Source organism: Pseudomonas sp. Marseille-Q5117 (assembly GCF_946901175.1).
Classification (GTDB): domain Bacteria; phylum Pseudomonadota; class Gammaproteobacteria; order Pseudomonadales; family Pseudomonadaceae; genus Aquipseudomonas; species Aquipseudomonas iranensis.
The window spans coordinates 23,329-45,278 of sequence record NZ_CAMPPP010000005.1; the positions used below are offsets into that span (position 1 = coordinate 23,329).

General features: G+C 62.1%; 14 protein-coding genes. 10 read left to right on the forward strand and 4 right to left on the reverse strand.

The annotated features are described in order from the left end of the window. The first annotated feature begins 149 nt into the window (after window positions 1-149). Together OC605_RS10365 and OC605_RS10370 are read left to right on the forward strand one after the other, a co-directional pair. Window positions 150-1,262 (forward strand): alkene reductase, encoded by a 1,113-nt coding sequence (locus OC605_RS10365; RefSeq protein WP_262136909.1) that lies wholly within the window; start codon window positions 150-152, stop codon window positions 1,260-1,262. Window positions 1,263-1,350: 88 nt separating this feature from the next. Continuing rightward, the gene (locus tag OC605_RS10370) at window positions 1,351-1,827 is read left to right on the forward strand and encodes a helix-turn-helix domain-containing protein (protein WP_262136911.1); all 477 of its coding nucleotides are present in this window, start codon (window positions 1,351-1,353) and stop codon (window positions 1,825-1,827) included. Window positions 1,828-2,084: 257 nt separating this feature from the next. Here OC605_RS10370 and OC605_RS10375 read toward each other — a convergent pair whose 3' ends face one another. Beyond that, on the reverse strand, window positions 2,085-7,283 hold the full coding sequence (locus tag OC605_RS10375) for an AAA family ATPase (RefSeq protein ID WP_410055991.1): 5,199 nt from the start codon (window positions 7,281-7,283) through the stop codon (window positions 2,085-2,087). Window positions 7,284-7,596: 313 nt separating this feature from the next. Between OC605_RS10375 and OC605_RS10380 the strand changes: the two genes are divergently transcribed. Both OC605_RS10380 and OC605_RS10385 read left to right on the forward strand, forming a co-directional pair. Next, the gene (locus OC605_RS10380) at window positions 7,597-8,586 is read left to right on the forward strand and encodes a response regulator (protein ID WP_160769473.1); all 990 of its coding nucleotides are present in this window, start codon (window positions 7,597-7,599) and stop codon (window positions 8,584-8,586) included. Then, complete coding sequence (locus OC605_RS10385) at window positions 8,583-8,984, forward strand: response regulator transcription factor (protein ID WP_262136916.1); 402 nt, start codon at window positions 8,583-8,585, stop codon at window positions 8,982-8,984. The genes OC605_RS10380 and OC605_RS10385 overlap by 4 nt, the downstream gene beginning before the upstream one ends. 5 nt (window positions 8,985-8,989) lie before the next feature. On the opposite strand, the gene OC605_RS10390 is transcribed toward OC605_RS10385, so the two are convergent. Continuing rightward, window positions 8,990-9,592: a TetR/AcrR family transcriptional regulator gene (locus OC605_RS10390; protein ID WP_262136917.1), complete on the reverse strand. Its 603-nt coding sequence runs from the start codon at window positions 9,590-9,592 to the stop codon at window positions 8,990-8,992. Between the two features lie 139 nt (window positions 9,593-9,731). On the opposite strand from OC605_RS10390, the gene OC605_RS10395 reads away from it, so the two are divergent. The 6 genes from OC605_RS10395 (at window position 9,732) to OC605_RS10420 (ending at window position 18,954) form a co-directional block, all read left to right on the forward strand. Next, window positions 9,732-10,520, forward strand: coding sequence for an SDR family NAD(P)-dependent oxidoreductase (locus OC605_RS10395; RefSeq protein ID WP_262136918.1), 789 nt, complete (start codon window positions 9,732-9,734; stop codon window positions 10,518-10,520). A gap of 55 nt (window positions 10,521-10,575) precedes the next feature. Continuing rightward, on the forward strand, window positions 10,576-11,592 hold the full coding sequence (locus tag OC605_RS10400) for an NADP-dependent oxidoreductase (protein ID WP_262136919.1): 1,017 nt from the start codon (window positions 10,576-10,578) through the stop codon (window positions 11,590-11,592). A 361-nt stretch (window positions 11,593-11,953) separates the two neighbouring features. Continuing rightward, window positions 11,954-14,359, forward strand: a complete 2,406-nt coding sequence (locus OC605_RS10405) for a glucose/quinate/shikimate family membrane-bound PQQ-dependent dehydrogenase (RefSeq protein WP_262136921.1) — start codon at window positions 11,954-11,956, stop codon at window positions 14,357-14,359. A 97-nt stretch (window positions 14,360-14,456) separates the two neighbouring features. Then, window positions 14,457-15,755 carry a carbohydrate porin gene (locus OC605_RS10410; protein WP_262136923.1) on the forward strand — a complete coding sequence of 433 codons (1,299 nt, stop codon included), beginning with the start codon at window positions 14,457-14,459 and terminating at the stop codon, window positions 15,753-15,755. A 332-nt stretch (window positions 15,756-16,087) separates the two neighbouring features. Next, window positions 16,088-17,590, forward strand: coding sequence for a glycine betaine/L-proline transporter ProP (gene proP, locus OC605_RS10415; RefSeq protein ID WP_024013032.1), 1,503 nt, complete (start codon window positions 16,088-16,090; stop codon window positions 17,588-17,590). An 86-nt stretch (window positions 17,591-17,676) separates the two neighbouring features. Continuing rightward, window positions 17,677-18,954, forward strand: a complete 1,278-nt coding sequence (locus OC605_RS10420; protein WP_410055987.1) for an OmpP1/FadL family transporter — start codon at window positions 17,677-17,679, stop codon at window positions 18,952-18,954. Window positions 18,955-18,957: 3 nt separating this feature from the next. Here the strand turns inward: OC605_RS10420 and OC605_RS10425 are convergent, their stop codons facing one another. Beyond that, window positions 18,958-20,571 (reverse strand): mechanosensitive ion channel family protein, encoded by a 1,614-nt coding sequence (locus OC605_RS10425; RefSeq protein ID WP_262136925.1) that lies wholly within the window; start codon window positions 20,569-20,571, stop codon window positions 18,958-18,960. A 10-nt stretch (window positions 20,572-20,581) separates the two neighbouring features. Further along, on the reverse strand, window positions 20,582-21,697 hold the full coding sequence (locus OC605_RS10430) for an AI-2E family transporter (RefSeq protein ID WP_262136927.1): 1,116 nt from the start codon (window positions 21,695-21,697) through the stop codon (window positions 20,582-20,584). Window positions 21,698-21,950: the final 253 nt, after the last annotated feature.

The following is a 21,950-nucleotide window of genomic DNA, read 5'->3' on the forward strand; positions in this document are numbered from 1 at the left end:
ATGAGCGCGGGTGCCGTTGCGTTGCGCGCAAAACTGCGTAGCGCCGGCCACGGATTATCAGCCCCGCCACCCCCGGTTAAGTTACCTGCACAGCGCGCGGCACCTGACTGCCGCACTTGAACCCTACTCATCAAAATCCGGAGCTACCCATGACCCGTCGCCTGTTTCAACCCATCGCACTCGGCCCTTACACCCTTGCCCATCGCGTGGCGATGGCGCCCCTGACCCGCTCGCGCGCTGGCCAGCCGGGCGACGTTCCGACCACGATGAACGCCGAGTACTACCGCCAACGCGCCAGTGCCGCGCTGATCATCACCGAGGCCACGCAGATCTCCCAACAGGGCCAGGGCTATGCGTGGACGCCGGGGATCTACACCGATGCGCAAGTGCAGGCCTGGCGCGAAGTCAGCACCGCGGTGCACGCGGCCGACGGTCTGATCTTCATGCAGCTGTGGCACGTCGGCCGGGTCTCGCATCCAAGCTTTCAGCCGGACGCCGGTTTGCCGGTGGCGCCGAGCGCCCTGCCTGTGCCGGGCAAGACTTTTATCGTCGATGAACAAGGCAACGGCGTATGGGGTGATGTGCCAGTGCCGCGCGCCCTCGAAACGGCGGAGATCGCCGACATCGTCGAAGACTATCGCCGCGCTGCGCGCAACGCGTTGAACGCTGGCATGGACGGCGTGGAGATCCATGCCGGCAACGGTTATCTGCTCGATCAGTTCCTCAACAGCAACAGCAACCAGCGTGATGACGCCTATGGCGGCAGTGTGGAAAACCGTGCGCGGTTTCTGCTCGAAGTGGTCGCCGCCGTCGCTGATGAAGTCGGCGCCGAGCGCGTCGGCGTGCGTCTGACGCCGATGGGCCGCTTCATGGGCATGGGCGATGACACGCCTGAAGCGACCTTCGGTTATCTGGTCGAGGCGCTCAACCAGTGGAATCTGGCCTACCTGCACCTGGTCGAGCCGGCCATGGTCGGCACGGTCAAGGACGAAAACTTCGACCCGCGCTGGGACGCGATCATCGCCCAGTTGCGCCAGACCTGGAACGGCGTGCTGATCCTCGCTGGCGGTTACGACGCCGAGTCCGCTGAACAGGCGCTGAACGCCGATCGCGCCGACATCATTGCCTTTGGCCGGCCATTTTTGGCCAACCCGGATCTGCCGCGTCGGCTGCACGACGGGCTTGAACTGAACACGCCGGATCCGAGCAGTTTCTTTGGCGGCGATCAGCGTGGTTACGTCGATTATCCGTTTCACGCCTGAGGCTTGGGCTTCATAACTTTTAAGGTTTGTTTAAGGACTTTAAATAATGCCTGCGGCCAGACTTTGCCCATCGATCAGGAGAGCCGCCATGAACCCGCAATCGGTGAAGTCAGACCCTTCCTGCCACCTGGCTCGCCCACTGGGCGCACTGTCCGGCTGGCAGGAACGCCGCGCCAAGGCCTACATGCTGCACGATCTGAGCCGCAGCCTGCGCGTCAGCGAGATTGCCGAACATTGCAATCTTTCACGCAGCCACTTTTCCCGGGCGTTCAAGATCGTCACCGGCTGCTCGCCTCAGGAATGGATGCTGAAGATGAAGATCGACAAAGCCAAAGGGCTGTTGCTGACCTCGATGGCGATTACCGAGATTGTTTATGAATGCGGATTTTCCGATCACTCGCACTTCACCCGCACCTTCGGGCGCATGGTGGGCATGCCGCCGAAGGTCTGGCGCCAACTGATGTGCGGAGCGCGGGTGACGCTGGTGGATGCGGATGTCTGGCGGCTCAGCGATGGGTTGCTGAATTCGACGATGGGCCAGCGCTTGACGGAACTGCGGCCCTGAGTCGGATTTCAAAGGGTTTTGTTCACTCCTCCCTTTTGGCCGCGATTTTTCGCGGCTTTTTTTTGAACGGTGCACCGGCGTTCGGCTTTGGAGTGGCGGTGAATTCACCCCTCATCGGAACGCCGCCCGCCCAGCCCTCTCCCCGAGGAGAGGGAGCCGATTTGTGTGCTTTTCCAATCCTGAGTTCAACTCGGACTTTCACGTCGGCGTATCTCCCCCAAACACCCCGGTCAGTCCCCTCTCCCTCCGGGAGAGGGTTAGGGTGAGGGGCTTTTCATCCTCGCGTCCGGCGCAAGCGGCAGTCTGAAACAGATCCGCGCGCCCTCTTCGCTGTCTTCCACGCGCAACGTCCCGCCATGGGCGCCTATCACCGTTCGGCAAATCGCCAGGCCCATGCCCATGCCGCTGCCCTTGGTGGTGAAGAACGCATCGAAAATTTCTTCACGCTGATGCTCGGCGATCCCCGGCCCGTTGTCTTGAAAAGCCACGCAGACCTGCTCATCGGACAGCGTCGACTCAATCACCAGGCGCCCTTCAGTCACGCCCTGCCCAGCCATCGCTTCCAGCGCGTTGACGATCAGGTTGTAGATCACCTGCTGGATCTGCACCCGATCCCCCAGCACCGGGTCAGCAGCGTTGAGTTGCGTGTGCAAGCTCACCCCGCGATTGTGCAAATCGCTCGCCGTCAGTTGCACGACCTCACCGATCAACGCGTCAATCGACACCGGCAATCGTTGCAACGGCGCCTGCCTGGCCAATGCGCGCAAGGCCTGGACGATCTCGGTGGCACGGGCGCTGTCGGAGCGGATGTCTTCCAGTCCCTGAATAGCCTCGTCGAGATCAGGCGTGTCGCGCTTGAGCCAGCGCAGAGTGGCCGAGGCGTTCGATGAAATGCCCAGCAGCGGCTGGCTGATTTCGTGGGCGATCGAGGCCGACAGTTCGCCCATCATTTTCAGGTGCGAGTTGCGCGCCAGTTCCGCCCGCGAGCTGCGCAAATCGGCTTCCATCTGCGCGCGCAAGCGGTTGTCTTCGACCAGTTGCGCGTAGAGCCGCGCGGTCTGCAGCGACACCGCTGCCTGCGAGGCGAGGATTTCCAGCATGGTCAGGCGTTCGGCGCTGAACAGCTTCGGTACCAGGCTGTTTTCCAGATACACCAGACCGATCAGCGCGCCCTGCTTGAGCAACGGCAGGCACATCAGCGAGCGCGTCTGCCGTTGCTGCAGATCAGCGCTGTAGGCTTGCGGGCAGTCGACGCGGGCATCGTCGAGCACCAGCGGCGTGCGCGTGCGCATGGTCGAATTGAGTACTGAAACCGGCGCAATCTGCTCCAGCGTGCGATCGTCGTCCTGACTGACCCGCACGTTGCCCGCCTCGACATGCGCGGCAGCGGCCAATTGCAACTCACCCTCGGCGACCAACAGCAGCGCGCCGCGATCGGCACCGGCCTGAATCATCAAGTGATTCATCAAGGTCTCCACCAGCCGATCAAGCAACACCTCTTGCGAGACCGCGCGTGCCGCTTCAATGCCGACTTCCAGATCAAGGCGCACCCGCGTCACCGGTGTTCCCGCTTCCAGGGAATGCTCGTGGGCGAGAAACGGATGCTGGGCTTCGAGCTGGCGCGCCTTGGCTTCAGCGCCCCACAGCACATAGCAGTCGCGCGCAACACGCAGGTGATGATGCGTGCCGGAGACTAGGCCGTTGGCCAGGCAGACCTCGGCCAGTTGTTCATGTGCCAGTGCTTGCTCATGGATAAATCCGGCAGCGGCCGCCGCGATTTGCGCTTGGTCGAAGCAGCGAATGGCGGCCAGCCCTTCCCCGCGCACACGGGCCATCGCGCCTTCGATCAGCAGCAGTTTGTTGCTGAAGGTCGAAGGATTGAGCTCGACCCACGGCAGAAAACGCTGCCGTTGCTGCTCCAGCTTCTGCAGTTTTTCGGCAACAGAGCCCAGCGCCTCGGGACTGGCCAGTGCCAAGCTGTAGAACAGGTAGTAATGCGCCAGATCAATGTGCGCCGGCAGCGACCAGGTCAACGCCTCGGCGTCTTCGAAACGGCGCAACGCGTAACGCACTTCACCGAAATAGAACGCCGACATGCCCGAATACAACCACATCCACAACAGCGTCGGCTGTGAAACGCGGTCGCGATGCAGCGGGCCGAAACGGTCATGTTCCAAAGCCTCCAGCATTGCGATCGAACGAGGCTCAGGCCCATTGCGCAAATCGCTGGCAAACGCCTGTTGCGCCAGCAGAATGCGCTCGATGTCGATGTAGTGAAACTGCCGTACCCAACTCAGGCCGACGTCCAGCTCGTTCAACACGTTTGGCAGCGGTTCGCCCATGAACAGCAGATCGGAGCCGATGTGGTTGCAGGCGTAACACGACATGCCCAGATCGCCGCCGGCCTGACCGCACTCAAACGCGGCGAAAGCCTTCTGCCGCGCGTAGGCCATCGGCCGGGTCCACGCGCTGACCTGATCCAGCGCCACCAGCGTGCCGGTGCGCCCCGCCTCATAGCCGTGCAGATCAGTCAGTTCCAGCGCCAGTTCGGCGAAAGCAACACCATCCAGATATTCGCCATAACGGTCGGCGATCATCACGCCGTACCAGGCGAAACCGTAGCCGCTGCTCGGCGTGGTGCCATGGAGCAAAGTCAGTTCGACCATCTTCGCCAAGTGCAGAAAAGCAATGTCGTCCTGCACGAAGAACGAGGCGATCAGCGTGCTCAGCAGTTCCATGGCCATTTCGATTCGCGGCTCATTGGCTTTGGGCAACGCCGTCAACTCAGCGATCCGTCGCGCACCGACCAATTGCCGAACCCGTTCGAACGCTTCGCCCAGTTGCGCCTTCGAGGGTTGTCGCTGCAGGTCGATGTCGAGCAACGCAAGACCGGCCAGAGCTTCGCCGATCGCGCCGTGGTAATCGGAATGCAAGGTGAGCAGGCTGGCGCGCAGGCGGTAGGTTTTCGCCCGGTCCAGCACGGTGGCAGCGTGTTCCAGGCAATCGTCAAGACGCTGTTGCGCGCCGGGCAGATCCGCCAGCAACATCGCGCAGTCGGCTGCCAGCCAGCGCGCCGCGAAGGCTTGCGGGTAGAGCTGCGTCCAGCCGTTGTCGCCGAGTAACACCTCGGCGCTGCGCAGATAATCCACGGCCTGCTCGACAGCGGCACTATCGCGGGCGCGCTCGGCAGCTTCGAGCAATAACTGGATGAATTCAGCGCGTCGAGGCGCTTGCAGCGCATTGCCGGCGCTGCGCTGAATCTGACTGGCGATGTCGAAGACGCGCGCCTGCCGCTGCTCGCCGCATTGATCGAGCATGGCGGCCGCGATGCGCGCATGCTCAGCCGAACGCCCGGCCGGTGCGGTCAGCGCAGCGGCGGCTTCCAACACCCGATCGTGGGGAAACACCAGTTGGCTTGGCTCGCGCAGAAGAAATCCGGCGCTGACCAGATAATCCACGTCACGCAGCAATTGCGCCGGATCGTCGCCCAGCAAATCGCCCAACAGCGTTTCGTCACAGCGGCCACCGACATAACCCGCGGTGCGCAACACTTCACGGGCACTGGCCGGCAGACGCTGCAAGCGTTGCACCATCAATTCGGCCACGTTGTCGGCGTAGCGATAGCCGTTCACTTCGGCCTGATTCCACACCCAGCGCCGCGTCGTCGCGTCGAAACGCAGCAGACGCTCGTCCACCAGCGCGCGCGCCACCTGGCTGACGAACAACGGATTGCCGGCGGTTTTGAAGTGCACGACGCGGGCCAGCGCCTCGAGGTTGTCGACGTCAGCATCGAGTTCGACCGCCATCAGTTGCGCAACGGCCTGCACCGACAGCGGCCCTAGTCGAAGGTCACTGACTGGCAGCGCGGGTGCTCTGCGCATCTCATCGAGCCAGCCGCCCAGATGCTCCGTCAACTCGCCCTCGCGATACGCCAGAACCAGCAGCAGATGCCGCGTCGGTCGGGCGATAAAGGCTTTGAGAAACGCCTGCGTCGAGTCGTCAGCCCACTGCAAGTCGTCGATAAACAGCAGCAGCGGATGCCCCGGTTGCGCAAAGACTTCGAGCACATCGAGCAGCGCCCGATTGACTCGATCCAGGGCGTGGCGCGCCGGCATGTTCGGCAGTTCGGCGGTGGCGCCAATCAGCAGTTCGGCTTCCGGCGCCAGGTCCAGCAGCAAGCGGCCACGGCCTTTGAGGGTTTCGCGCAGTTGCTCGGCCAAGGCCTGCAAGGCCAGCGTGGGCTTGGTCAACACTTGGCTGATCAGAGACTGAAAAATCTGCGCCAGCGGCGCGAAGGGGCGGTCATTGTTCAGCAGTTCGATCTTGCCGCTGGCCCAATAACCGGGTGCCTGGCTACGCAGGACTTGCTGGATCAGCGTCGACTTCCCCGCTCCCGGTGCGCCGGCAACCAGCAGCACGCGAGCGATGCCGTCGCTGCGCACGCGCCGGATCTGTTCAAGCAGCTGCTGACGTTCGTCATCACGACCAAACAGCACATCGCCGCGCGTGGCCGTTGCGCGAGCATCGAAAGCACCGAGGCGAAACGCTTCGATCTGGCCTTTTTTCTGCCATTGCCGCAGGCACCAGATCAGATCGGCGGCCAGCGATTCGATGCATTGATAGCGCGCGTCCGGCTCCTTGGCCAGGCCCTTGAGCAGCACATGGCAAATGCCTTGCGGCAGGTCGGGTTGATATTGCGCTGGCGACAATGGCTGGACGGCGGCGTGCACATGCAACCATTGCGAGGCGTCGCGAGCGATCAGCGGCGGGCGCCCGGTCAGCGCCTCGTAGATGATTGCCGACAGCGCATAGACGTCGCTGCGCTCATCGGAATCGACGCCGTCGCGCTGCAGCTGTTCCGGCGCCAGATAAGGCCAGTGTTCCAGGCTCGGCAGTTCGGTCGCCGGCGTTTCCTGCGCGTGGGTGTGAAAGCCCATCAGCCTGACGCTGTCGTCCGCATCGACCAGCAGATGCCAAGGCAATAAAGAACCCTGTGGGAGCGAGCCTGCTCGCGAAAGCGGTGGGTCAGTCAGGGGTGATGTCGGCTGGAATGACGCTTTCGCGAGCAGGCTCGCTCCCACAGGGTTTTGCGCTGTTTCCGGATGGCGAGAGTGGACCTGGCAGCGGCGACGGCGATATTCAGCACCCGTCCGCCGTCCGAGTGGTAAGCCGGCGGCGTCGATCAGTCCAGTCAGCGGCGCGCCCCATTGCGGGTAGACCAACACCGGCCCGTCCGCCGAGCGAATCAGCGCCAGCGGGTTGAGCGCCCACTGCGAAGGCAACTGCAAATGGAAATCGCGCTCCAGCCGCTGGCACAGCGCCGGACGCTGGATCGGCGCACGCACAGCGAACCAGCTCTGGCCCGAGCGGCCGTCTTGAAGGCTGAACCAGGTCAGTTCATGGTCACGGCGCAGCAGACTGAACCGACAGTTCTCCAGCCATGCTTCATCGAGCATCGGCGCATCGGCCGCGCGGGAAATTGCAGATGAAGATGGCTGGCCGGGCATACGCATTCACCGCTGGAAATGGGATTCAGGCTGGTGGCGAAGTATACCCAGCGTTTTTTTGCCAGAGGGCCAGCCGCTGCGCTGATGTCCGTCTGCAGCCTCAAGATGGCCGTCCAGAGCCTTGCGCCGCTGTTTCTTGCGCTATAGAAGCGCACGTCTTATCCCTCGGGATAATTGCTTTATGCCAGGCCGTCCCCTAGCGTACGAACCTGATAACCCGGCGCCCGCGCCCTGTCCTTCTCACCGCAACGCAGAGGCCCGCATGATCCGACTCGGCCAAGCCACGATTTCTTTGGAACGGCGCGAAGCCTTTCTCGATGGCCGGCCCTTGCGCATGGGCGGGCGGGCGTTCGAAATACTTTCGGTACTGATGCAGGCCGATGGGCGCATCGTCAGCAAGGACGAGCTGATCAATCAGGTGTGGCCGGACATCGTCGTCGAAGAGAACAATCTGCAAGTGCAGATTTCCTCGCTGCGTAAACTGCTCGGGGAAAAAGAAATCATCCAGACGGTTGCCCGTCGAGGTTACCGATTATTGAAAGACCGCGAACCCAAACTGCCCGTGTTCAACGCCCTGGCCTCGGCGCCGATGGTGGCGCAGCCGCCGTTGGTCGATACGCAATCGGTGCCGGTGTTCATCGTTGACGATGAGGCCTGCGTGCGCAGTGCATTGAGCCGCTTGTTGCGCGCCGAAGGCATCGAGCACCGGATTTTCCAGTCCGCCGAAGAACTGCTCGAGGCCGACATCGCCAATGGCCCGGCGTGCCTGCTGCTCGACGTCAGCCTGCCCGAAACCACAGGCCTGCAATTGCAGGCAGCGCTGAACGAGCGCGGCTTGCCGTGGCCGGTGATCTTCATGACCGGCCACGGCACGATTCCGATGTCGGTGCAGGCGATGAAGGCCGGCGCGGTGGAGTTCCTGACCAAACCATTCGATGACGATGAACTGCTCGGCATTCTGCGCAGCACCCGTCAACACGCCGCGACGGCGTTCAATCAATGGCAACGGGTTCAGCACGTGCGGCAATTGGCGGCGCAGCTGACACCGCGTGAGCGCGAGGTGCTGCCGCTGATCGTCGGCGGTCTGTCGAACAAACAGATCGCCAACCAGTTGGGCACCAGTGAAGTGACCGCCAAGGTTCATCGCAAACACATCATGGCGAAGATGCAGACCCGCTCGCTGGTCAACCTCGTCGAACTCTACGGACTGATCAGCGCTGCGCCTTCGCCTGGCCCATCGAGCCTGTCGTGAGCGCCCCGGCGGGTCGCCCGACGGCAATCGAGAACACCCGACCGACGATTGTCTGCATCGTCGATGACGACGCGTCGGTGCGTAAAAGCCTGTCGAATCTGCTGCGTTCGGTCGGGTATCGCGCGCAGGTTTATGCCAGTGGCGAAGCGTTTCTCGCCGAAGCCGACTTCGCCGAAATCGCCTGCCTGCTGCTGGATCTGCGCATGCCCGGCCTGTCCGGCGTCGACGTGATGCGCCAACTGCCGCGACAGTTTCCGGTGATCTGCATGTCCGCCCATTGGGACGAGGCGGCGCTGGCTGAGTCCGGGCATTACCAGGCGTTTGAATGCCTGTGCAAACCCTTCGAAGAAGAGGTTTTGCTGGCGGCACTCGACAAGGCCCTGCACCGCCAGCACTGATCGCTTCAGCTGTCCTGCGTGGCTTCTTCCGCAGTTTCGATCGCGGCCAGCGACGCAGTCATCGAAGCGTGACACACCGCCAGAATCTCATCGGCCAGCGCCGAATCATCCGGGCAGGCCCGCGACAGCATGATCGCCCCGACGGCGCGGGCCAGCAGGTCGATCATCCGGGTTCGGCCCTCACCTTGCGGTGCATCCGCTGCCGTCGGGTATTTCTCGCCGAGCGTCTGCAACGTGCGCTCAATGCCTTCAGCGAACGCCGCTTTCACGTCCCCGGACTGCCGCGCCGCATCGCCGCACAGCGCTGCCATGGTGCAACCGGTGGAACGGCCATCGCGATGGTCGCGCGACACGTACACATCAATGAAATCCTGCACGCTCATGCTTTCGGCGGCGGCCGTGGACTGCGCCAGGCTGTTGGCCGAGGCTTCGGCCATCAGGTCGGCTTTGGAGCCGAAGTGCTTGTAGAAACCGCCGTGAGTAAAACCGGCGGCCGCCATCAGGTCCGCCACGCCGACCCCGTCATAACCGCGTTCGCGGAACATCACTGAAGCGGTTTCGACAATGTGCTCGCGATTGGCCTGAGCCTGAGCTTTGGATACGCGCATGTTGAATACCTCCAGCGCTGAAAAATCATGCGCCGATGATACATAGATGTTGGCCATAATCAAAACCATTGACAGTTTAGAGTTTGATCATCATCTTAAAGGCCCGCAAACAAACTTTTTCTGAAAAAGAGCCCACACCATGACTGCTCGCCCTACTGTTCTGATCACTGGCGCCTCCTCCGGCATCGGCGCGGTTTACGCCGCACGTTTCGCCCAACGCGGGCACGATCTGGTGCTGGTCGCCCGTGACCAGTCGCGCCTGGACAGCCTTGCTGCCGGTTTGCGCGCTGAACACAACGTCAATGTCGAAGTGCTACAGGCCGACCTGACGCAACTGAGCGACCTGCAAACCGTCGAGGCGCGTCTGCGTGACGACGCGCGCATCGGCATCCTCGTCAACAATGCCGGCGCGGCGCAGTCCGGTACCTTCATCGAGCAGAGCACCGACAGCGTGGCGCAACTGGTCGCGCTGAACACCACGGCGCTGGTACGTTTGGCCAGTGCCATCGCCCCGCGCCTGGCCAAGGCCGGCGACGGCGCGATCATCAACATCGGCTCGGTGGTGGGCCTGGCGCCGGAGTTCGGCATGTCGGTGTATGGCGCGACCAAGGCGTTCGTGCTGTTCCTCTCCCAAGGCCTGAGCCTGGAACTGTCGCCACAGGGCGTGTACGTGCAAGCCGTGCTGCCTGCGGCCACTCGCACGGAAATCTGGGACCGCGCCGGTATCGACATCAACACCCTCACCGACATCATGGAAGTCGGCGACATGGTCGACGCCGCGCTGGTCGGTTTCGACCGTCGCGAAGTCGTGACCATCCCGCCGCTGCACGAAGGCGAGCGCTGGGATGCCCTGCAAGCCGCGCGGCAAGGCCTGTTGGGGCAGATTCGCCAGTCGGCTGTTGCGCAACGTTATCTGACTCAGGCCTGACCTCATCCAGACCCGCCGCTATGTCGGCGGGTTTCTATCGACAAGAGCATCTGCAATGAAGGCATTTTTCATCGAGCGCTACGGCAAGCAGAACAGCCGGATTGGCGACCTGCCCGAACCGCTGGTTGGCGCCCACGACGTGCTGATCGAAGTGCGCGCCAGCAGCGTCAACCCGCTGGACCTGAAGATTCGCAGCGGCGAATTCAAGATGATCCTGCCCTATCAAATGCCTTTGATATTGGGCAACGATGTCGCCGGCGTGGTGCTCAGCACCGGTGCGGCGGTCAAGCGTTTCAAGCCGGGCGATGAGGTTTATGCGCGTGCGCCTGAAAACAGGATTGGCACGTTTGCCGAACGCATCGCTGTCGACGAACAAGCGATCGCGTTAAAACCCGCCAATCTCGCCATGACCGAGGCGGCTTGCATGCCGCTGGTGGCGTTGACGGCGTGGCAGGCACTGGTCGAAGTCGTCAACGTGCAAAAAGGCCAGAAGGTGCTGATTCACGCTGGCTCCGGTGGCGTTGGCACGGTCGCCATTCAACTGGCCAAACACCTCGGCGTTTTCGTTGCGACCACTACCAGCACGGCGAATGTCGATTGGGTCAAGGCGTTGGGCGCTGATGTGGTGATCGATTACAAGCAACAGGATTTCGCTATTGAGCTGCGCGACTACGACGTAGTGCTCAACAGCCTCGGCGGCGATGTCCTGGAAAAATCGTTGCAGGTGTTGAAACCTGGGGGGCAGCTGATTTCCCTGTCAGGGCCGCCGACTGCGCAGTTCGCTCGGGAGCAGGGTTTGTCGTGGCTGCTCGGGCTGGTGATGCGTCTGCTCAGCAGTAGTATTCGGCGCAAGGCGCGCAAGCGTGGGGTGGATTATTCGTTTCTGTTTATGCGTGCCGATGGCGTTCAGTTGCAAAAAATCACTGCGTTGATTGAGGCAGGAGTGATCAAACCGGTGGTTGATCGTATTTTTCCGTTCGATCAGACAGGCGACGCCTTGCACTACGTTGAACAAGGTCGGGCCAAGGGCAAGGTTGCCATCGCGGCCAACCTCAAAAGCCCCTCACCCTAGCCCTCTCCCGGAGGGAGAAGGAACTGACCGAGTTGTTTGATGGAGTGATTCCAACCTGCAATACCGAGGTGAACACAAGTTCTGAAAAGCCACCAATCGGCTCCCTCTCCCCGGGAGAGGGCTGGGCGGGCGGCGTTCCGATGAGGGGTGAATTCACCGCGGTATTTGGCCATGTGCATTGCAATAGCAAGCCCAAGTTGCCCCTCCTGCTGACACATTGAAAAAACCTCTCGCCTTGCGTTTTCCCCAACCTGCACCACGCTTGATTCACAGAAGTGCACGTTTTCATGGCAAAACTGCGGTTAACTGAATGGTTAGTTACCGCTATAATCCCGCGCTTCATTCAAACGGGACTTTCAATGTGAACCACAGTCAACGCGTCTCAGGCGTTTCAACGTTCATTCTGGTCGGCCTTGGCGTGATCATCGCCCTGCTCGGTCTGGCGCTCGCGGTCGGCGGTGTGAAGCTGGTCAGCCTGGGCGGTTCCTGGTACTTCCTGGTCGGCGGTCTGGCGATGACCGTTTCCGGCGTGCTGATCGCACTGAAGAAAACTGCAGGCGCCTGGCTGTTCGCCGCATTTCTCGTGGCCACCGCGATCTGGGCCGTGGCTGACGCCGGGCTGGTGTTCTGGCCGGTGTTCTCACGGCTGTTCATGTTCAGCGCCATCGGCATGGTCGTCGCTCTGGTCTACCCGCTGCTGGCGCGCGCTAATGGCCGCGTCGCCGGTCGTGGCGCGTATGCCGTGGCCGCTGTGCTCGCGGTCGGTGTCGCGGTTGCCGCCGGCAACATGTTTGTCGCTCATCCAACCGTTGCCGCCACTGGCACTGGCCCTGGCCTGACTCCGGTCGAGCCGGCCAAGGCGCAGAAAGACTGGGCGCACTACGGCAACACCGAAGGTGGCAGCCGCTTCGCCGCGCTCGATCAGATCAACCGCAACAACGTCGACAAATTGAAAGTCGCGTGGACCTACCACACCGGTGACGTCGCCGAGAGCGATGGCAACGGTGCCGAAGACCAGCTCACCCCGCTGCAGGTCGGCAACAAGGTGTTCAGCTGCACCCCGCACAACAACCTGATCGCCCTCGATGCCGACACCGGCAAGGAGATCTGGAAAAACCAGATCAACGCCCAGTCGAAAGTCTGGCAGCGCTGCCGTGGCATGGCCTATTTCGACGCCACCGCCACCATCGCTCAGCCGAGCAACTCTTCGATCATCGAAGCCAAACCGGCGCCGGCTGCCAACTGCCAGCGTCGTCTGCTGACCAACACCATCGATGCCCGCCTCATCGCGGTCGATGCTGACACCGGCGAGTTCTGCCAGGGTTTCGGCAACAACGGCCAGGTCGATCTGAAGGCCGGCCTGGGTGATGTGCCGGACAGCTACTATCAGTTGTCGTCCGCGCCGTTGATGGCAGGTACCACCGTGGTGGTTGGCGGTCGTGTTGCCGACAACGTGCAAAGCGACATGCCGGGCGGTGTGATCCGTGGTTTTGACGTGATCACCGGCACCATGCGCTGGGCGTTCGACCCGGGCAACCCGCAGGATCGCAACGCACCGGCCGACGGCAAAACCTACGTGCGCAGCACGCCGAACAGCTGGGCGCCGATGTCCTACGACGCGGCGACCAACACGGTGTTCCTGCCGATGGGCAGCTCGTCCACCGACATTTATGGTGTCGAGCGCAGCGAACTGGACCACAAGTACGGCGCCTCGATCCTCGCGCTGGACGCCAGCACCGGTGAAGAACGCTGGGTGTTCCAGACCGTGCACAACGATCTGTGGGACTTCGACCTGCCGATGCAGCCGAGCCTGATCGACTTCGACAAGGACGGTCAAAGCGTTCCGGCGCTGGTCATCGGTACCAAGGCCGGGCAGATCTATGTGCTCGACCGCGCCACTGGCAAGCCGTTGACCGAAGTCAAGGAAGTACCGGTGAAAGCCGCGAATATCCCCAACGAGCCGTACTCGCCGACTCAGCCGAAATCCGTGGGCATGCCGCAGATCGGCGCGCAGCACCTGACCGAATCGGACATGTGGGGCGCCACGCCGTACGACCAGTTGCTCTGCCGCATCGACTTCAAGAGCATGCGCTACGACGGCCTGTACACCGCACCGGGTACCGACAAATCGCTGAGTTTCCCGGGTTCGCTGGGCGGCATGAACTGGGGCAGCATCTCCACTGACCCGGTGCACGGTTTCATCTTCGTCAACGACATGCGCCTGGGTCTGTGGATCCAGATGATCCCGTCGCAGAACAAAGGCCAGGCCGCTGGCGGTGGCGAAGCGCTGAACACCGGCATGGGCGCTGTTCCGCTCAAAGGTACGCCGTACGCGGTGAACAAGAACCGCTTCCTGTCGGTGGCCGGCATTCCGTGCCAGGCGCCGCCGTTCGGCACCTTGACCGCGATCGACATGAAGACCCAGAAAGTCGCATGGCAGGTTCCGGTCGGCACCGTTGAAGACACCGGTCCCCTGGGCATCCGCATGCACCTGCCGATCAAGATCGGTCTGCCAACCCTCGGCGGCACCCTGTCGACCCAGGGCGGCCTGATCTTCATTGCCGGCACCCAGGACTTCTACCTGCGCGCCTTCAACAGCGGCAACGGCGAAGAAGTCTGGAAAGCCCGTCTGCCGGTCGGCAGCCAGGGCGGCCCGATGACCTACGTTTCGCCGAAGACCGGCAAGCAGTACATCGTCGTCACCGCTGGCGGCGCACGCCAGTCGACCGATCGTGGCGATTACGTGATGGCTTACGCCCTGCCGTAACTCGCTGCCGCACCACCAACCTCCTCCAAGCGCGCGGTGCCCCAAAGCACCGCGTCGCCGTTTTATTGCGTTAAAGATTTCAGCAGGAAGGATTCACATGTCATCGGCTGTTCGCTTTTCTCGTACCAAGCTTTCCACTGGCCTGTTGCTGGGTCTGAGCTGCGCCACTGCCCTCCCCGCGCTGGCCGCCAGCGATTCCGATCTGCTGACCCGCAGCACCTTGACCGGTGACTGGGGCGGCTTGCGTCATCAACTCGATGAAGACGGCATCAAATTCACTGGCGATTACAGCGGCGAAACCGCTTACAACGCCGACGGCGGCCTGCACCGCTCGGCGCGCTACTCGCAGAACATCAAACTCGGCGTGCAGTTTGATCTGAGCAAACTCTACGGCGTCGACAACGCCGGCAAAGTGCAACTGACCATCAACGACCGGCGCGGTAACAGCGCGTCGGAAGAGCTGGTCGGCAACCGCCTGCCGATTCAGGAAAACTACGGCGGCCTGTACACGCGCCTGACTGAACTGAGTTACGAGCGCAGCCTGTTCACCCCGGCGCTGAACGTGAAGCTCGGCTACATGGCCATGGGCAACGACCTCGGCGGTCTCGACAGCGGCATTCTGTGCAACTTCATGAACGCCGGTTTCTGCGGCCATCCGCTGAACATGTCCGGCGGCAGCGGCTGGACCAACTACCCCAACGCGCGTCTGGGCGTGCGGGTCAAATACGACCTGTCGCCGTCCTGGCAGCTGCGTGTGGCGGCGTTCAACGTCGATCCAGAAAGCAACGGCAATTCCAGCCGAGCCTGGCATCTGGGGCCTAAGCACACCACCGGCACCGTCGTGCCGATCGAGCTGGTGTACAAGCACGCCGGCGAGCTGCCGGGTGAGTACAAGCTCGGCTATTACTACGACAGCTCCGACGTCAAACGCATTGGCAGCGACGACGAAGTGTCCGGGCGTGGCGGGCATTATTTGCTGATCGATCAGGCCGTATGGCGTTCGCCGACCTCCGAGGGCCGCAGCCTGCATGCTTTCGGTCAGTATTCGGCGGCCAGTGAAGCCGCCTCGCCGTTCAGCAAGTGGTACGGCACCGGCGTGGTGTTGTACAAACCGTTCGAAGGCCGCCCGCGTGACACCTTGGCGCTGGGCTACGGCCGCGCCGTGCCGAACCCGCGCAGCCGTGATGTGCAGCAGGATGCCGCGCTGGCCAATGGTGCTGCGTTGCCGAATCTCGACAGTGCCGAACAGTTGATTGAGTTGGGCTATGGCTATCAGGCCACCCCATGGCTGACCCTGCGCCCGAACCTGCAATACATCATCGAACCGGGGGCGTTTTCCGGGCAGGACATCGATAATGCGCTGGTGGTGGGTTTGCAGGTGAAGGCTGCGCTTTAAGCCTCGCGGTGAATGTAATGCCCTCTTCGCGAGCAAGCTCACTCCCACAAGATTCGGCGGCGTGCAAAAAATCCCGGCACAACACAGATCCACTGTGGGAGCGAGCTTGCTCGCGAAAGCGTCGGGTCAGGCGACTGCGATGTTGAATGTAGCGCCGCCTTCGCGAGCAGGCTCGCTCCCACGGGGGGTACGGAGGATTTGCGGCGGGCGGGAAATTAATTCTGCCATCGGTGAATTATTTCGTGTCCGCATGTATCTGAGCCAGAAGAGCCGGCGCCATCATGGAGATGGCATCGCAGCGGTAATCTGGATCAGCAAGCGGGAACAGCGCAATGAAATCACGCAAGAACACCGTCAAACCGATCGGTTTGAAAGACATCACCATTGTCGACGACGCCAAGATGCGCAAGGCGATCACCGCCGCCGCACTGGGCAACGCCATGGAATGGTTCGACTTTGGCGTCTACGGCTTTGTCGCTTATGTGCTCGGCAAGGTCTTCTTCCCCGGCGCCGATCCCGGCGTGCAAATGATCGCCGCGCTGGCGACCTTCTCCGTGCCCTTCCTCATCCGTCCGCTTGGCGGTTTGTTCTTCGGTGCGCTCGGCGATAAATACGGACGGCAGAAAGTCCTCGCCGCGACCATCGTCATAATGTCCCTGAGCACCTTTGCCATCGGCCTGATTCCGTCTTATGCCTCGATCGGCATCTGGGCGCCGATCCTGCTGTTGCTGGCGAAAATGGCCCAGGGTTTCTCGGTCGGTGGCGAATACACCGGCGCCTCGATCTTCGTCGCTGAATACGCGCCCGACCGTAAGCGCGGCTTCCTCGGCAGTTGGCTGGATTTCGGCTCGATCGCCGGGTTTGTCTTCGGCGCCGGTGTAGTGGTGCTGATCTCGACGATTCTCGGTGAACAGCGCTTCGAAGAATGGGGCTGGCGAATTCCATTCTTCCTCGCCCTGCCGCTGGGCATGATTGGCCTGTATCTGCGTCACGCCCTGGAAGAGACTCCGGCGTTCCAGCAGCACGTGGAAAAACTCGAACAAGGCGACCGCGAAGGACTCGCCGGTGGCCCGAAGGTGTCGTTCAAGGAAGTTGCGACCAAACACTGGCGCAGCCTGATGACCTGCATCGGCGTGGTGGCGGCGACCAACGTCACCTATTACATGCTGCTCACCTATATGCCGAGTTACCTGACGCACAACCTGCACTACAGCGAAAACCACGGCGTGCTGATCATCATCGCGATCATGGTCGGCATGCTCTTCGTGCAGCCGCTGATCGGTTTCATCAGCGACAAGATCGGCCGCAAGCCCTTCATCGTCGTCGGCAGCATTGGCCTGTTCATTTTCGCCATTCCGGCATTCATGCTGATCAACAGCGGCAGCATCGGTCTGATCTTCTCCGGCCTGCTGATCCTCGCGGTGCTGCTCAATTTCTTCATCGGCGTGATGGCCTCGACCCTGCCGGCGATGTTTCCCACGCACATCCGCTACAGCGCGCTGGCCAGTGCCTTCAACGTCTCGGTGCTGATCGCCGGTCTGACCCCGACTGCCGTGGCCTGGCTGGTGGAAAGCACCAACGATCTGTACATGCCCGCCTACTACCTGATGGTCATCGCCGTGGTCGGTCTGGTCACTGGCGTGACGATGAAGGAAACCGCCAACAAGCCCTTGCGCGGCGCGGCCCCGGCGGCTTCCGACCTCGAAGAGGCCAAAGAGTTGTTGCAGGAACACCACGACAACATCGAGCAGAAAATCGAAGACATCGATGCCGAAATCGCCGCGCTGGAAGCCAAGCGCAAGGAACTGGCGCTCCAGCATCCGCGCATCGACTGATCAGTGCGGCGTCGGCAATCGGTCCGACGCCGCGCCGAGCTTGAGCTAGCCTTGAAACCGGATCGCATGCCATTCAAGGAGTTCACATGTTCAAGCTGATGAAAAGTTCGGTCGCTGGCGGATTGCTCTTCGCCAGCCTCCAGGCCGAAGCCGGCGGCATCATGATTTACGAGGCCGGCCACGAAGGCACCGGGCTGGCCAACGCCGGCTCTGCGGTCATGGCCAGCGACCCGAGCATTCTGATGACCAACCCGGCGGGCATCAGCCAACTGGCGGGCACTCAGATCAACTTCAACGCGCAGTTGATCCTCGGCGACGTCAGCTTCTCCCGCGACAACGCCAATACCTTCGGCGGCAACGAAGGTGGCAACGCCTTGAAGTACCTGCCCGGCTCCAGCTTCTTCATCAGCCATCAACTCGATGAGCGCTCCTCGATCGGCTTCGGCATGTACGGCAATTTCGGTCTGGCGCTGGACTACGACGATGACTGGGCCGGGCGCTATTTCGCTCAGGAGTCGGCCATTATCGGTGTGTCATTCCAGCCCACCTATGCCTACAAGATCACCGACGACCTGTCCGTCGGCCTCGGCCCACGCTTCATGCTTGGCTACTTCCGCACCGAAGTGGCGGTCAACAATAACGTGCTCGGTCTGGGCAACGCCGAGGATGGTCAGTTGCGCTACAAGGACACCGACTGGGGCACGGGCGCCAACGTCGGCGTACTCTACAACCTCAACGAGCGGACCAGACTCGGGCTGGCCTGGACCAGCAAGATCAAGCTCAAATTCGAAGACAAACCCGAGCTGAAGAAAATCACCAATCCGCTGCTGCGTCTGGCGCTCAACCGTCTTGACGCCGATCAGCTGAACGTCGACATGAACGTGCCGCAGACCGTCACCACCAGCGTGTCCTACCAGCTCGATCCGCAGTGGACGCTGCTCGGCAGCCTCGGCTGGCAGGACTGGAGCGATTTCGGCAAGGTCGGCGTGGAAGTCGATACCGACCTGGGCTCGACTTCCAGAACTGCGCAGCGGCAATACAAGGACACCTGGCATGCCTCGATCGGCGCGCAGCACCAGATCAACCCGAAACTGCGCTGGAACGTCGGCCTCGGTTACGACTCCTCGGCAGTGGATGACAAGGATCGCACGGTCGACAACCCGATGAACGAAGCGTGGCGCCTGGCGACCGGGGTCAGCTATGCATTGCAGGACGATGTCGATGTGCACATGAGCTACACACTGATCTACCTCGGCGACATGGACGTGCAACAGACCAAAGCGCGCTCCGGCGGCTCGGTTTCCGGCGAATACAAAAACGCCGCCCTGCATGTGCTGGGCGGCGGCGTGGTCTGGCGATTCTAGGGATCACTCATCCTTCGGCGCCTGCGCCGGTGCGGTGAACCACTGCTCCGGCGGCACGCGCTTTTCCTGCTGCGGATCGCCCAGGTAATGCGGCGACATGATCTGCACGCCGTATTCGTTGAATACGTCCTGAATATTGGCGTGGAGCATGCTCAGCAACACCGCGCGCGGACGTGGCTGACTGGGGATGGCCTGGGCCACCAGTCGATACTCGGGATAGAAGTCCGACAGCGCGGTCTGGAACACCTGCGCCGGCGGGTCTTCGAGCACGCCCGGCGTGCGTTTCGCCGCCTCCAGCAACATCGCTTCGACCTGGCGCCACGGCGTGTCATAGCCGATGGTCACTACCGTGTCGACCACGTAGCCCGGGCCTTGCACGGTGCGCGAGTAGTTCTTGGTCACGGTGCCGGTGATCATCGAGTTGGGCAGCGTCAGCACTTCACCGAGGCCGGTGCGAATCCGCGTGGTGAACATGCCCAGCTCGGTGACGGTGCCTTCGTACTCGCCGATCCTGACAAACTCGCCGGGGCGCAAAGTCCGCGTGTAGGTCAGGATCAACCCGGCCGCCGCTTGCCCGACGACGCTGGTGGCGCCGAGGGATATCATCAGGCCGATCAGCACCGACAAGCCTTTGAACGCATCGGTCCCGGCGCCCGGCAGATAGGGATAAGCCATCGCCAGCGCAAACAGCCAGACTGCCAGTGCGGTCAGGCGTTGCGTCGGTTGCAGGGTTTCATGGTTGAGCCAGCTGAACGTCCCCGGCGCGGCCATCCGGCGCAGGATGCGTCGGGTAAATGCGGTCACGCCCCGGGCGATAAAGAAAATCGCCAGCGCCACGCCCAGCCCCGGTATCGCATCGACGATGCTCTGCAACAGATAACCGGCCAGTTCCACCAGATAGTTGTTGAGGCTTTCGCCCCACGGCCGCGTATACGGGAAGCGTGACAGGACAAAGCCCAGCCATTCGTAGGTCAGCAGCAGGATCAGCAACCAGCGCAGGAACAACAGACAGCGGCTGACCAACGGGTAGAGAAAATTCGAATCGATCAGTTGCACCCGCCCGACCTTCAGCGCCTTGGTGTGCCGGTCCATCAGCGCCGGCAGTTTCGCCAACAGCTTGTGGCGCAGCCATGACAGGCACCACAGCAGTGTCAGATAGATCAGCGTGGCCACCGCCGCCAGCGCCAGCGAACGCACAATCATCTGCACGTTGCGCGCCTCACGGGTCTCGTTGACCACCTGGCGCAGTTTTTCCGCTGCGCCCTCGGCGGCTTCCTGCACCGAGGAATACGCCAGGCTGTCGACATCCTTGGGCGCAACGATAAACGCACGGGTATTGCCGATCAGCACCATGTAACTGTTCTGGATCGAATCAGTGCTGATTTTCAGCTCCGGGTCTTCCTCCAGCGCTTCACTGATCACCCGCTTCGCCCGCTTGACCCGTGACGCCGGCGCCTCGCCAAGAATGGTTGCGCGAAACAGCATGATGCTGCGGTTGGCCACTTTCAGTTCTACCGCTTCGTCCGTTGCTGTCGTGGTGTCTTCCAGTGCCTGGCCGAGCCCGGACCACAGTGTTGCAGCCAGCAGCATCGCCAGCACCATCAGCCTGTTACGCATGCGCCGTTCCTTATGGCTGATTGTTGTGAGAGGTTTCGTCCAGCACTTCGCTGACGTCGGCCGGCTGATAGACCCAGCCGATGAACAATTCATAACCGACCGCCAGGATCACCGGCCCGGTGAACAGGCCGATGATGCCGCTGGTGACCATGCCGCCCAGCGCGCCGATCAGCACCACCGGCATCGGCACGGCCACGCCACGGCCGAGCAACATCGGTTTGAGCACGTTGTCGGAAAGCCCGGCGATCACCATCCACACGGCGAAAATGATCGTGCCGGGGCCGACGCCATCATGGGCAAAGACGAACACCACCACCGGCACGGTAACCAGCAGCACCGGCAGTTGCATGATGCCCAGCAGCAACACCATCAACGCCAGCACACCGGCAGCGGGCACGCCCATGATTACCAGTGCCACACCGATCAAGATCATCTGGATAAAAGCGATACCGACCACGCCCTGCGCCACCGCGCGAATGGTCGAGGTGCACAGTTGCGCGATCTGCGGGCCACGCACCGGGCCGGAAATCCGCGTGGTGATCGCCACCGCTGTGCGATGGCCGCGTTCGCCGTGGGTCATGATCAGTCCGGCGACGATCAGCGCGGCGACAAACACCACGATGCCTGCGCCAACGCCGGCGGCCTGATGCAACAGCACCCGGCCCCAACTGGTCAGGTGCGGCGCCAGTTCCTTGAACACCCAGCTCAGGTCCTGCGAAGCGTGCATCCAGATGCCATACAACGGCGCGCCGATCAGCGGCCAGTCGGCGACATTGGCGGGTGGCGGCGGAATCTCGAACTGCCCCGCTTCCACGGTTTGCATGCCCACCTTCACCGAATCGGCCACGGATGCGCCGAGCAGACTCAGCGGCACCATCAGGATCACCAGCCCCAGCAATACCAGCACAATCGCCGCCCAACCGTAGCGGTTGCCGAGTTTGGCGCCGAGTTTCTGGTTCAGCGGATACAGCGTGACCGCGAGGATCAGCGCCCACAGCATCACATTGAGAAACGGATGGAAAATGTCGTAGCAGAACAGCACCAGGGTCGCGATCAACCCGGCGCGGATCAGTACGTCTAGCAAGGCTTTGGAACTGTTGAAGGCAATCAGCGGCTTATCTTCCATGGCAACATTCCTGAGCGGTGCAGCATTCGGGATGCGCTGAGCCTAGAACATGTTGCGCCGGTCTTCCTGTGGGGCGCGGGATTATCGGTTTACACAACACACTGTGGGAGCGAGCCTGCTCGCGAAAGCAGTATTTCAGGGCCAAGACCCTTTTGAATCTGCCGGCGCCTTCGCGAGCAGGCTCGCTCCCACCGGGCTTTGCGTTAATCCTCAATCTCAACCCGCCCACAAATCCAGTGTGGGAGCGAGCCTG

Coding starts and splice junctions, on each gene's coding strand:
- OC605_RS10370 (WP_262136911.1), top strand. CDS start 1,351: ATGAACCCGCAATCGGTGAAGTCAGACCCTTCCTGCCACCTGGCTCGC.
- OC605_RS10390 (WP_262136917.1), bottom strand. CDS start 9,592: ATGCGCGTATCCAAAGCTCAGGCTCAGGCCAATCGCGAGCACATTGTC.
- OC605_RS10400 (WP_262136919.1), top strand. CDS start 10,576: ATGAAGGCATTTTTCATCGAGCGCTACGGCAAGCAGAACAGCCGGATT.
- OC605_RS10395 (WP_262136918.1), top strand. CDS start 9,732: ATGACTGCTCGCCCTACTGTTCTGATCACTGGCGCCTCCTCCGGCATC.
- proP (WP_024013032.1), top strand. CDS start 16,088: ATGAAATCACGCAAGAACACCGTCAAACCGATCGGTTTGAAAGACATC.
- OC605_RS10410 (WP_262136923.1), top strand. CDS start 14,457: ATGTCATCGGCTGTTCGCTTTTCTCGTACCAAGCTTTCCACTGGCCTG.
- OC605_RS10425 (WP_262136925.1), bottom strand. CDS start 20,571: ATGCGTAACAGGCTGATGGTGCTGGCGATGCTGCTGGCTGCAACACTG.
- OC605_RS10380 (WP_160769473.1), top strand. CDS start 7,597: ATGATCCGACTCGGCCAAGCCACGATTTCTTTGGAACGGCGCGAAGCC.
- OC605_RS10430 (WP_262136927.1), bottom strand. CDS start 21,697: ATGGAAGATAAGCCGCTGATTGCCTTCAACAGTTCCAAAGCCTTGCTA.
- OC605_RS10365 (WP_262136909.1), top strand. CDS start 150: ATGACCCGTCGCCTGTTTCAACCCATCGCACTCGGCCCTTACACCCTT.
- OC605_RS10420 (WP_410055987.1), top strand. CDS start 17,677: ATGTTCAAGCTGATGAAAAGTTCGGTCGCTGGCGGATTGCTCTTCGCC.
- OC605_RS10375 (WP_410055991.1), bottom strand. CDS start 7,283: ATGCTCGATGAAGCATGGCTGGAGAACTGTCGGTTCAGTCTGCTGCGC.